Origin of the sequence: Comamonas denitrificans (genome assembly GCF_017368815.1) — a bacterium.
GTDB lineage: Bacteria > Pseudomonadota > Gammaproteobacteria > Burkholderiales > Burkholderiaceae_C > Comamonas > Comamonas denitrificans.
The window spans coordinates 51,792-63,093 of record NZ_JAFNME010000019.1 but is presented as its reverse complement, the minus strand read 5'-3'; the positions used below and the strand labels follow the sequence as shown (position 1 = coordinate 63,093).

Below are 11,302 nucleotides of genomic sequence, written 5' to 3'. Positions count from 1 at the left end.
GTTTTAGCCACCGGTGCCGCTGGCTTGGGCGCTGGGGCCGCCGCCGCTTTGGGTGCTGGGGCCGCTTTGGGCGCAGCAGGGGGGGCCGCCACCTTGGGCGCAGGCATTGGTGCCGGTGCTGCCGGTGCTGGAATAGCTTCTGCCATGGTGATGGGCAGAATGCCTGGGGGCGCAGCGGTGGCTGTGGTCTCTGTCATGGCACTGCTGGGTGCCATGGCCAGTGTGGGCTCTGGCGGGGCCAGGGGGGCGGCCGCGCCTGGTGGCGCAACATCCTCTGCCGGGGCGATGGTGGTGGGTTCGGGGAAATTCAACTGCGGCGGCCCCACCGTGCGTTCTGGCGCTGGCTCTGGGGCCGAGTCTGCGCTATGCCAGGCAAAAACCCCCAGCAGCGCCCACAAGGCCACCTGCCCCACCGCAGCCAGCCGCCATTGCTTTGGGCTGCTGGCTTGCTGTGCGAGCCGTGCTTGGGCCTGGGCCAGAGAGGGAGACTCTTCCAAAGCGTGCATGGTTTGCTGGTGTACCAAGCGGTAGTACCAGCCATTGCCAAAAAAACCGGGCACGCCGCACAGCACGATGGCACCGAGCAAGGCCACGCTGACTTGTGCTTGCCGGGGCAGGGCGCTGAATGCCCCCGCCCACATCAGTACGGCCAAAAGCAGGGCCATGCTGCTCCACACCGCAGCTGGCCGCCACAGCCCGCGCAGCAAGCACCAGCCCAGGGTGCAAAAGGCAGCGGCATGGTTCCAGGTTGGCGGGGTGCGTCCCAGGGTTTCAAACCGGGTAAAGACACGCTCGTAATACGCTGTGCCGACCGGGCCGACGGCGTGCAGATACAACTGGGGCAAAAGCCCGGTGGTGGCGGCAGAGGAATTGTTCTGGGAAATCGGCACAGACATGGGGGCAAATTGTGGCATGTTCAGCATCGTGCCGATCCAATACCCTGGTGCTGCAATGCTGCGGTGTGGTGTTGGCAGGGGCGCTTCACTTTTACACTGGCGTTTTTTCAATTTTCCCCACCGCTGTGCGCCGCTGCAGCGGGACAACAGGGGGCAACAGGACACAGGGGCTGAACAGCACTATGCATACACAACAACACCGATGGCAGTTTGTTCGTGCCGGGGGCGTGGACCAGGTCGTGATTCGCACCGGGGCCGATATTGCCCACTTGGCGCAGCTGGACCAAAAGCTGTGGGTGGCCTTGGCCTGCCCCACACGTGGCGTGGAGTTTGACCCCGCCACCCTCGATGTCATTGATGACAACGGCGATGGCCGCATCCGTGCCCCCGAGTTGCTGGCCGCGTGCCAATGGGCGGTTGCCCATGTGCGCGACCCCGAGGTTCTCACCAGCGGAACAGACGTGCTGGCGCTGGCCAGCATCAACGTCGATAACGAAACGGGTGCCGCCATGCACGCCGAAGCCCAGCGCATTCTGGCGTTGGCTGGGCAGGCGCACAGCGGCACGATCAGCCTGGGGCAAGTGCAGGCTAGGCTGACCGATTTGCACGCCATGCCCTTGAATGGCGATGGCATCCTTAACCCCGCCAAGCTCTTGGCCGATGCCCCTGGTCTGCACGCCCTGGCCCAGCGCATCATGGACGGCTACGGTGCCAGCATGGGCTGCGATGGCGAGCCCGGCGTGAGCCCGTCGGCGTTGGCGCAGTTTTTTGCCGATGTGCAAGCCGTGGCCGATTGGCATGGGCAGGCCCCCGCCCAGTCGTGTGGGCTGGCCTCGCCTGCGCACGCCTTGGCTGCGGCCCAGGCCCTGATGGCGGTGCAGGCCAAGGTGGAAGACTTTTTTGCCCGCTGCCGTTTGGCCGCGTTTGATGCCACCGCCCTGCAGCCCTTAAGCCCCAGCGCAGAAGGCTATGCCCTCTTGGGGAAAGAAGCTTTGCACGCCGGCGATTGTGCCGTTGCTGCACTGCCCTTGGCGGCCATCCGTGCGGATGCGCTGCTGCCTTTGGCCCAAGGCCTCAATCCCGCGTGGGTGGATGCCATGGCCGTCTTTCAGGCCCAGGTGGTCACGCCCCTGCTGGGGGCGCAAACGCAATTGAGCTGGCCCCAATGGCAGCAGCTGTGCGCCACCCTGGCCCCCTGCCAAGCCTGGCTGGCCGCCCAGCCCAGCACACCGGTGGCCACCATGCCCGTGGACGAAGCGCACGCCTTGCTGGCCAGTGGCGATCAGCAGCGCTTGCTCGACTTGATGGAGCAGGATAGCGCGGAAGCCAGTCGCCAAAAAGAGGCTAAAAACCTTGAAAAACTCATACTCCTTCAGCGCGACCTGCTCTTGCTTTTGAATAACTTTGTCTCGTTTTCCAGCTTTTACCGTCGCCAAGGCGGCATCTTCCAAGCCGGTACCTTGTATTTGGATGGCCGCAGCTGCGAGCTGACAGTGGACGTGCAAGACCCCGGCTCCCACGCCGCGCTGGCTGGCTTGGCCAAAACCTTTTTGGCTTACTGTGAATGCCGCCGAGGGGACAAGGTGCGCACTATCGTTGCGGCGTTTACGGCGGGCGATGTGGACTTTTTATTTGTGGGGCGCAAAGGGATTTTTTACGACCGCCAGGGGCAGGACTGGGATGCCACCATCACCACCTTGATCGACAACCCCACCAGCATTGGCCAGGCGTTTTTCTCGCCCTACAAAAAATTTCTGCGTTTTGTTGAAGCGCAAGTGGCCCAACGCGCCGCCAGCAAAGACGCGGCGGTGACCGAAGGCCTGCAAGCCAAAGCCGCCCATTTGGCAGGGGGGGCTGCGCCCACCCCCGCTGAGGCCCCCGCCCCCAGTAAAACCGATGTGGGCACGGTCGCTGCGATTGGTGTGGCGCTGGGCTCACTGAGCACGGTGGCGGTCGCCGTACTGAGCAAGGTATTGGAGCTGGGGCCGTGGATACCGCTGGCCTTGCTGGGGGTGATGCTGGCCATTTCAGGCCCCAGCGTGTTGATTGCCTGGATGAAGTTGCGCGAGCGCAGCCTGGGCCCCATTCTGGATGCCAGCGGCTGGGCGATTAACGGGCGCATGAAAATCAACCTGCCCCTGGGCCGCTCCTTGTCGCAACAAGCCCAGGTGCCCAGCAATGCCGAGCGCAGTCTGCGCGACCCGTATGCGCAAAAATCCAGCGCTCCATGGTGGTTGGCCTTGGTCGCCGTGCTGTTGGTGCTGGGCGCGGTGTGGAGCCAAGGCGGGCTCAATCCCTGGCTGCCGCAGCGCTGGCAGCCAGCAGCTGACGCGGGCACCGCAGCCACCACTGCAACGTCAGAAGTTGCCACCCCAGCTGCAGCCGCCATCGAAGCAGCCACACAGTAAATGCGTTGAGACCAACGCCTTGAGACCAATCCCTTAAGGGCTGGTTTTTAGGCTTCGGCGGGCAGCTGTGGGGCCCGCCATTGCAGCAATTCGGCCAAGCGCAGAATCACCCATTGCCCCTCGGCGGGGGACAATCCCGCCGCAGGGCTGCCAATGGCGCTGTGCAAGCCCAGCAATACGGCCTCTTCATCACTGTGGCCACGGTGGTAGATGCTTTGTGCCTGCTCGACCAGGGCGCAGGCCAAGTCCTCACACAGCTCATAGCGCTCCAGCACCGTGGTGGCGGGCGCGGTCAAACGCCCGGCAGGGCTGCGAAACAGCTGGCTAAAACTGGGCGGAATCTCAATTTGATTGCTCATGGCGGGCCTTTAGTCCGGGGTAAACCGGGTGATAAAGCGCTCCAAATCCACCGCCAATTCGCAACTCACTACCTGGCCCATGCGGCCATCGCTTTTGCGCTGGGCGCTGAACAGCGTGGCTTTGCCGATGAAATCAAAATCAGGCAAATAAATCACCGCATAGGGGTGGGGCACAAAGTGGGTAAAGGCAAACACCACGCGGTGCTCATTGCGCGGGCTGGGGTAGAGCAGGTAATCCGGGGTGTCAATGGTGGGGGTGGCCATGGTCAAAAGGGCGGCAGCTTTTTTTTGATGGAAGGGTAGGGCAGGGGGCGCATTGTCCAGACTTTGCCTTGGGCTTGGTGTGGGCTGCGACAATTGGCCGCATGTTCAGCGTCTGCATACAACCCCAAGATTTTGATGTCTCCACCGAGCTGGCCCGCCTGCACGCCAGCAATGCCCAGGTGGGGGCCGCGTGCTTTTTTGTCGGCCTGGTGCGCGACCGCAACGAAGGCGCGGCCGTGGCCAGCATGGAGCTGGAGCATTACCCCGGCATGACCGAGAAAAGCATTGCCGCCATCATCGAACGCGCCCGCCAGCGCTTTGGCATTGCCGCCGCGCGGGTGATTCACCGCGTCGGGCTGCTGCAGCCGCTCGATCAAATCGTGCTGGTGGCCGTCACCAGCGCCCACCGGGGGGCCAGCTTTGCCGCCTGCGAATTCATCATGGATTATTTGAAATCCGAGGCCCCGTTCTGGAAAAAGGAGCTAACTCCGCAAGGCACACGCTGGGTTGATGCCAGAGTAAGCGATGAAATGGCGTTAAAACGGTGGGAACAGCTATGAAAGTAACCGATATCTGGCAAAGCCTTTCTCCGGTGGTCTTGCTGCGGGCCTCGGTGGTGGTGGCGCTGCTGACCATTGTGTTGAAGATGGGGGCCTGGTGGCTGACCGACTCGGTGGGCTTGCTGTCGGATGCGCTGGAGTCGTTTGTGAACCTGGCCGGGGCCATGTTTGCCTTGCTCATGGTCACCATCGCCCAGCGCCCGGCCGATGCCGATCACCCCTTTGGCCACAGCAAGGCGGAGTATTTTTCGTCCGGCTTTGAAGGCATTTTGATTATCGGTGCCGCCCTGGCCATCATTTGGGCGGCCATCGACCGGCTGCTGCACCCCGTGCCGCTGCAGGCGCTGGGCTGGGGCATTGCGTTGTCGGTCATCAGCTCGGTGTTTAACGGCGTGCTGGCCGCCGTCATGCTGCGCTCGGCCAAAGTCCACAACTCGATGGCGCTGCGGGCCGATGCCCGCCATTTGCTCACCGATGTCTGGACCTCGGTGGGGGTGGTCGGTGCCTTGATTGCCGTGCCCCTGACGGGCTGGCAGTGGCTCGATGGTGGCATTGCCATTGTCGTGGCGCTGAATATTTTGAAAGAAGGCGGGCACCTGGTCTGGCACTCCTCCCAAGGGTTGATGGATGAAGCCATTGATCCTGAGCACCTGCAGGCGGTAGAAAACGTGCTGCAGCGCCACACGAACGAGCACGTCTATTTCGACTCCCTGGCCACGCGCAGCGCCGGCCAGCGCAGCTTTGCCCAAGTCCACATGCATGTGCCCGCCCACTGGACATTGGGCAAAGCCGCCCGCCTGCGCCGCCTGGTTGAGGAGGAGCTGATGGCCGCCGTTCCCGGCCTGCACGCCACCCTGGAAATACTGCCCGAGGGCAGCGAAACGGCGCTGGAAGCATTGGAAAAAACGCAGTGAATGGCGTGGGGGCCAACCCTGGGTGGCATGCCTTGTAGGGCCTTGAAATTTCAAAGAATGCCGCTACCTTTGCAACAACTCTTTTGTTGGTTGTAAAGGAAAAAATTTCATGCGTATCGACAAGCTCACCACCAAGTTTCAAGAAGCCCTCTCCGATGCCCAGACCCTGGCGCTGGGCAACGACCACGCCTACATCGACCCGCTGCACCTGCTGGCGGCCATGCTGCGCCAAAGCGATGGCCCCGCGGCCTTGCTGCAACGCGCCGGGGTGAATGTGGCGGCCCTGACCCCCGCCGTAGAAAACGCCATGAAGCAGCTGCCCCAGGTGCAAGGGCATGACCAGGTGCAGGTTGGCCCCGATCTGGGCAAGCTGCTGCAGGCCACCGAAAAAGAAGCCCTGCAGCGCGGCGACCAGTTCATTGCCAGCGAATTGTTCCTGCTGGCCCTGGCCGACAGCGACACCAAGGCTGCCAAGCTGGCCAAAGAGCATGGCTTGAGCCGCAAGGCCATCGAGGCGGCCATCCACGCCGTGCGCGGCGGCCAGACCATGGACAGCGCCGAAGGCGAAAGCCAGCGCGATGCGCTGAAAAAATACACCCTCGACCTGACCGAACGGGCGCGCCAGGGCAAGCTCGACCCGGTGATTGGCCGCGACGATGAAATTCGCCGCGCCATCCAGGTGCTGCAGCGGCGCAGCAAGAACAACCCGGTGCTGATTGGCGAGCCCGGCGTGGGCAAGACCGCCATCGTTGAAGGCTTGGCCCAGCGCATTTTGGAAGGCGAGGTGCCCGAGTCGCTGAAGAACAAGCGCGTGCTCTCGCTGGACATGGCGGGCCTGCTGGCCGGGGCCAAATACCGGGGCGAGTTTGAAGAGCGCCTCAAAGCCGTGCTCAACGACCTGGCCAAAGAAGAAGGCCGGGTGATTCTGTTCATTGACGAAATCCACACCATGGTTGGCGCAGGCAAGGCCGAAGGTGCGATGGATGCGGGCAACATGCTCAAGCCCGCCTTGGCGCGCGGCGAGCTGCACTGCATTGGCGCGACCACGCTGGACGAGTACCGCAAATACATCGAAAAAGACGCGGCGCTGGAGCGGCGCTTCCAAAAAGTGCTGGTGCAAGAGCCGACGGTGGAAGACACCATCGCCATCCTGCGCGGCCTGCAAGTGCGCTATGAGGCCCACCACGGCGTAGATATTACCGACCCTGCTATCGTTGCTGCAGCAGAACTGTCGCACCGCTACATCACCGACCGCTTTTTGCCCGACAAAGCCATCGACCTGATCGACGAAGCGGCGGCCAAGATCAAGATCGAAATCGACTCCAAGCCCGAGGTCATGGACCGCCTGGAGCGGCGCATGATCCAGCTCAAAATTGAGCGCGAGGCCATGAAAAAGGAAACCGACGAGGCCTCGCAAAAACGCCTGGAGCTGATCGAGGACGAGCTGCTCAAGCTGGAGCGCGAATACGCTGACCTGGAAGAAATCTGGAAGAGCGAAAAAGCCAGCGCCCAGGGCAGTGAGCAGCTGCGCAAAGACATTGACCACATCCGCGTGCAGATCACCGAGCTGCAACGCAAGGGCGATTTGGCCAAGGTGGCCGAGCTGCAATACGGCAAGCTGCCCGAGCTGGAAAAGCGCCTGAAAGCGGCCCAAGACAGCGAAGCCGGTGGGCCAGCGACGCAGCACAAGCTGCTGCGCACCCAGGTGGGCGCAGAAGAAATCGCCGAAGTGGTTAGCCGCGCCACCGGTATTCCGGTGGCCAAGATGATGCAGGGCGAAAAGGAAAAGCTGCTGGCCATGGAAGACAAGCTGCACCAGCGCGTGGTGGGCCAAGACGAGGCGATTGCCGCCGTGGCCAACGCCATCCGCCGCTCACGCTCGGGCCTGTCCGACCCGAACCGCCCGCTGGGCAGCTTTTTGTTCCTGGGCCCCACCGGCGTGGGCAAGACCGAGCTGTGCAAGGCGCTGGCCGGCTTTTTGTTTGACAGCGAAGAGCACCTGCTGCGCGTGGACATGTCCGAATTTATGGAAAAGCATAGCGTGGCACGCTTAATTGGTGCGCCTCCGGGCTATGTGGGCTATGAAGAAGGTGGCTACCTGACCGAGGCGGTGCGCCGCAAGCCGTACTCGGTGCTGCTGCTCGACGAGGTGGAAAAAGCCCATCCCGACGTGTTCAACGTGCTGCTGCAGGTGCTGGACGATGGCCGCCTAACCGATGGACAGGGCCGCACTGTGGACTTTAAGAACACCGTGATCGTCATGACCAGCAACATTGGCTCGCACATGATCCAGGCCATGGTGGGCCAGGAGGCCGACGAGATCAAGGACGCGGTGTGGGGGGAGCTGAAAACGCATTTCCGCCCCGAATTCCTCAACCGCATCGACGAAACGGTGGTCTTCCACGGCCTGGATGCCCAGCACATTCGCGCCATTGCCGATATTCAGTTGCAGCACCTGCGTGCCCGGCTGGAGAAAATGGATTTGCAGCTGCAAGTGTCTGACCAGGCGATGGACGAGTTGGCCAAGGTCGGCTTTGACCCGGTGTTTGGTGCGCGCCCGTTAAAGCGGGCCATTCAGCAGCGCATCGAGAACCCGCTTTCGCGCCTGCTGCTGGAGGGGCAATTCCCGCCCAAGAGTGTGATTGCGGTGGGTGTCGATCCGGTGGTTGCCCCAGGGGTATTTAAATTCACGCAGACTGCTGCATAAACTTGCCCACCAGGGTTTATTTGGAAAAGGAAGCTTTTGTGAACGCATTTGTCTCAGACTTGAGCCGTTTTCTTGTCCGCGTCGTGCTGCTCTTGGCCGGTGTTGTGTTTTTTATGAGCGTGCTGGCCGCTGGCATGGTGTTGGCTTTGGTCTGGGGCTTGCGGGCGCTGTGGGCCAAGCTGACGGGCCGCCCCGTAATGGCCTGGGTGCTGCCTACTCAGGCAGCGGCCACCTGGTCGAGCATGCGCAAAAAAGCCGGTGGCTTTGCGGCCCAAACCCGCCAGGCAGCCCCCAGCAAACGCAGCGGCGTGCTGCCCCAGGTGGCCACCGAGGTCACCGACGTGCAAGCCCGCGAAGTGCACTAAACCTGGATCGCTGGCAGTTTTCTGCCTGCAGCTGACAATCCTCCCTCTTGGTAGAGGGAGGATTTTTTCATTGTTTTAGCCCTCTAACGCTTACCAGCAAAGCGCTGACAGCTCCTAAAATTTTTTTCCTTCTGCATTAGCATATCCATTGCACAAGGGCAAGAAACGGCCAACAGCCGTACTTCAGTTTATGGATTCCTACACCAAAAACTGGCAAAAAAAATGAATTCTTAGACAATCGCGTTCTTTCGTTTTCCCTAACTATTATTTTTTGTCTGCTCCCATGTCCACTCACTACCAGGTTCGCCCCGCTACGCTTCGTGATGCCAAGGCCATTGCGCAAATCCATACTGCTGCTGCACTTGAGGCTTACCGAGGCATCGTGCCGGACGATCAACTCAAAGCCATGTCGTCCGTCGAAAAGCGCCAGGCCTATTGGCGCGAAGCCATTGAGTTTTGTGAGCCCCAGGTCCAAGTTGCCATTGATGGCGACAAGATCGTCGGCTTTGTGGGCTTTGACCGCTCGCGCGACCCTAAATCGCGCCAAACCACCGGTGAAATTTGGGCGATCTACGCCACCCCCTCCCACTGGAACAAAGGCGTGGGCATCACCCTGTGGGATGCGGCCCGTGAAGGCCTGCTTGAAGAAGGCTGCACCAACGTGACCTGCTGGGTGCCGCTGCGCAACGAACGCGCCCTGCGCTTTCATGAAATGGCCGGTTTCAAGCGCGAAATGACCACCGCCAAAACCGCCCAGGTTGGCCCCATCAAAATTGAAGAAGTGCGCCTGCAGCGCACTTTGAACGGCTGATTGGCTGCTGCTGTGACCAATGCCACGCTGCAATGGGATGACGTAAACGGCCAGCCGCAGCACGCGGCTTGGCACAGCGAAGCCGGGCGGCCTGCGCCCGCGCGCATGCAGGTGGCCGACGACCGCTTGGCCGCCGATGCCGCTTACCACCTGATTTGTGAAGGTAGCACCCTGCTTTGGCAGGGTGATTTTTTTAATGCCCGCCATTTAATGGAGGCGCTCAAGCGCCGCCTGGATAAACCCAAGCTGCGTGGCAAAGCGCAAAAGAACGCCAAGCCGGCGCACCCTCCTGCGCCTGCCGCCACCCCAGCCTTGGCCTTTCACCAGCAACGCCAAGTGCAGGCGCGGCGGGCCCATATCTTGGGCAGCATCCTTATTCCTTTGAATGGGGATTACCGCATTCCCCTGCGCCGCGCTCCCGATGTGCAGGCCGCTTGCACCCAAGCCTGGGGCCCTGCCGATGGCACGGCACGGGTGATCGCGCTGCGTGAGCTGCAAGGCATTGTCAGCGCCTACGAGTGGCGCAAAAACGGCGTGCAAATTCCAGCCTTGCAAACCTTGGGTGGCTACGACCGCATCCACCCGCATTACGGCGTGTTCTCTCCCGTGCGTGGGGAATACGTTGATCTGGTTGCCCAGGCCCCGCTGCCTGCAACCGCCACGCAAACAGCGGCCGTGGCGTGGGACATTGGCACCGGCACCGGCGTGCTGGCCGCCGTGCTGGCCCGCCGGGGCGTGCCCCAGGTGATTGCCACCGACAATGCCGCGCGGGCGCTGGCCTGTGCGCAGGACAACGTGCAGCGCCTGGGCGTAGCCGCGCAAGTGCAGCTGTGCAATGTTGATTTATTCCCCCCAGGCCACGCCGACTTGATTGTTTGCAACCCGCCATGGTTGCCCGTGCGGGCCACAACCAGCCTGGAGCAAGCCGTGTACGACCCCGATAGCCGCATGCTGCGTGGTTTTTTGGCCGGGCTGGCGGCCCACCTGCGCCCAGGGGGCGAGGGCTGGCTGATTTTGTCTGACTTGGCCGAGCACCTTGGCCTGCGCAGCCGCGCCGATCTATTGGCGTGGACCGAAGCCGCTGGCCTGCGCGTGGTTGGCCGATTGGACATTCGCCCGCACCATCGCAAAGCCCAGAACGCCAGCGACCCGCTGCACAGCGCCCGCGCGGCAGAGGTCACGTCCCTGTGGCGGCTGGCGGTGTAGCTTGAGGCAGTCCCTGCGCGTGGCTTAGATCGTGAACACGTTCTTAGGCCGGCTGCGCTTGGGGGGCCTCGTCCAGCAAACCTCTTAGTTGTTCGCGCAGTGTCGCGGCCCGTTCCTCTCCGGCATGGGATTGCACGGCCTGCAGCAGGGCCAGTCCTGCGCAGCGCAGCGCCGCCAGATCGCGGGCCTCGCGCAGCTGGGCCCGCAGTGACTGGGCCAGCATTTCATGGCGATTGGCAAACAGGCGCTCGCACAGGTCAAACAAATACATGCGGGTGCCGGCCATGGACAGGCTGGCTGCTGCAGCCCCCGGCTGAGGGGTCTGCGCAGTGGTTTGCTGGGTTGGTGAAAAGGCCGATGGAGAGACCTCCGAGCCATTTTCCAGTTGCAGATACCCTTGTGCTACCAACGTCTGGGCGACTGCGGCATGATCGCCGCCCAGCAAAGCGTGCAGTTGCGCCAACGTCTTGCCGTCTGCCAGCAATAGCACCGTTCGTGCCCGCTGGGGCAACTTTCGGGAACCGGGCTGAAGTTCGTCCAAGGCTTTGGCGGTTTTCTGCAAAATCATGAAGTATCCGGTCCGTCCCAGAGCGTGTTGAGATAGCCGCTATTGCACCCCCCCTTTATGACAAGCGCGTGACCCCTCGCGGTGCGGCACGTTGCACAGATTCGCCACCCCACCTGCCATGCAATTGTTTTTTGTCTCTGCTGGAGGGGCAGCTGAAAAAATACGCGGTGTTGCTCAAACCGCTTTCGGCGTGTAGTCTGCAAAACCGGCTGTAGGCTGTATTAAGGAGTGAAGAAATGTGCAA

Annotated in this window: 10 protein-coding genes and 1 pseudogene; 7 read left to right on the top strand and 4 right to left on the bottom strand. The window is 62.1% G+C overall.

Annotation, left to right across the window (positions count from 1 at the left end; all coding sequences use genetic code 11):
- Nucleotides 1–923: pseudogene (locus J1777_RS09700) on the bottom strand (DUF2628 domain-containing protein); the annotation flags it as partial.
- A gap of 155 nt (nucleotides 924–1,078) precedes the next feature.
- Between J1777_RS09700 and J1777_RS09695 the strand changes: the two are divergent.
- Complete coding sequence (locus J1777_RS09695; protein ID WP_207575531.1) at nucleotides 1,079–3,304, top strand: hypothetical protein; 2,226 nt, start codon at nucleotides 1,079–1,081, stop codon at nucleotides 3,302–3,304.
- Nucleotides 3,305–3,351: 47 nt separating this feature from the next.
- Here the strand turns inward: J1777_RS09695 and J1777_RS09690 are convergent, their stop codons facing one another.
- Together J1777_RS09690 and J1777_RS09685 are read right to left on the bottom strand one after the other, a co-directional pair.
- A complete protein-coding gene (locus J1777_RS09690; RefSeq protein WP_207575530.1) occupies nucleotides 3,352–3,663 on the bottom strand; it encodes a hypothetical protein in 312 nt (103 codons plus the stop codon).
- A 9-nt stretch (nucleotides 3,664–3,672) separates the two neighbouring features.
- Entirely contained in the window at nucleotides 3,673–3,927 is a 255-nt protein-coding gene (locus tag J1777_RS09685) for a hypothetical protein (RefSeq protein ID WP_207575529.1), read from the bottom strand.
- Nucleotides 3,928–4,028: 101 nt separating this feature from the next.
- Here J1777_RS09685 and J1777_RS09680 point away from each other — a divergent pair, with 101 nt between their 5' ends.
- The 6 genes from J1777_RS09680 (at nucleotide 4,029) to J1777_RS09655 (ending at nucleotide 10,490) form a co-directional block, all read left to right on the top strand.
- Nucleotides 4,029–4,487 (top strand): molybdenum cofactor biosynthesis protein MoaE, encoded by a 459-nt coding sequence (locus tag J1777_RS09680; RefSeq protein WP_207575535.1) that lies wholly within the window; start codon nucleotides 4,029–4,031, stop codon nucleotides 4,485–4,487.
- Nucleotides 4,484–5,401, top strand: a complete 918-nt coding sequence (locus J1777_RS09675) for a cation diffusion facilitator family transporter (protein WP_207575528.1) — start codon at nucleotides 4,484–4,486, stop codon at nucleotides 5,399–5,401. Before J1777_RS09680 ends, J1777_RS09675 begins: the two co-directional genes overlap by 4 nt.
- A gap of 109 nt (nucleotides 5,402–5,510) precedes the next feature.
- Nucleotides 5,511–8,108 (top strand): ATP-dependent chaperone ClpB, encoded by a 2,598-nt coding sequence (gene clpB, locus J1777_RS09670; protein ID WP_207575527.1) that lies wholly within the window; start codon nucleotides 5,511–5,513, stop codon nucleotides 8,106–8,108.
- Between the two features lie 38 nt (nucleotides 8,109–8,146).
- Complete coding sequence (locus J1777_RS09665) at nucleotides 8,147–8,473, top strand: hypothetical protein (protein WP_207575526.1); 327 nt, start codon at nucleotides 8,147–8,149, stop codon at nucleotides 8,471–8,473.
- Nucleotides 8,474–8,756: 283 nt separating this feature from the next.
- On the top strand, nucleotides 8,757–9,284 hold the full coding sequence (locus tag J1777_RS09660; RefSeq protein WP_207575525.1) for a GNAT family N-acetyltransferase: 528 nt from the start codon (nucleotides 8,757–8,759) through the stop codon (nucleotides 9,282–9,284).
- A gap of 12 nt (nucleotides 9,285–9,296) precedes the next feature.
- Nucleotides 9,297–10,490: a methyltransferase gene (locus J1777_RS09655; protein ID WP_341352955.1), complete on the top strand. Its 1,194-nt coding sequence runs from the start codon at nucleotides 9,297–9,299 to the stop codon at nucleotides 10,488–10,490.
- Nucleotides 10,491–10,533: 43 nt separating this feature from the next.
- Here the strand turns inward: J1777_RS09655 and J1777_RS09650 are convergent, their stop codons facing one another.
- A complete protein-coding gene (locus J1777_RS09650; RefSeq protein WP_207575524.1) occupies nucleotides 10,534–11,058 on the bottom strand; it encodes a hypothetical protein in 525 nt (174 codons plus the stop codon).
- Nucleotides 11,059–11,302 lie beyond the last annotated feature (244 nt).

What these genes read in the sequence shown, in the direction of transcription:
- J1777_RS09695 (WP_207575531.1), top strand. Translation starts at nt 1,079, where the DNA reads ATGCATACACAACAACACCGATGGCAGTTTGTTCGTGCCGGGGGCGTG.
- J1777_RS09680 (WP_207575535.1), top strand. Translation starts at nt 4,029, where the DNA reads ATGTTCAGCGTCTGCATACAACCCCAAGATTTTGATGTCTCCACCGAG.
- J1777_RS09660 (WP_207575525.1), top strand. Translation starts at nt 8,757, where the DNA reads ATGTCCACTCACTACCAGGTTCGCCCCGCTACGCTTCGTGATGCCAAG.
- J1777_RS09650 (WP_207575524.1), bottom strand. Translation starts at nt 11,058, where the DNA reads ATGATTTTGCAGAAAACCGCCAAAGCCTTGGACGAACTTCAGCCCGGT.
- J1777_RS09675 (WP_207575528.1), top strand. Translation starts at nt 4,484, where the DNA reads ATGAAAGTAACCGATATCTGGCAAAGCCTTTCTCCGGTGGTCTTGCTG.
- J1777_RS09685 (WP_207575529.1), bottom strand. Translation starts at nt 3,927, where the DNA reads ATGGCCACCCCCACCATTGACACCCCGGATTACCTGCTCTACCCCAGC.
- J1777_RS09690 (WP_207575530.1), bottom strand. Translation starts at nt 3,663, where the DNA reads ATGAGCAATCAAATTGAGATTCCGCCCAGTTTTAGCCAGCTGTTTCGC.
- clpB (WP_207575527.1), top strand. Translation starts at nt 5,511, where the DNA reads ATGCGTATCGACAAGCTCACCACCAAGTTTCAAGAAGCCCTCTCCGAT.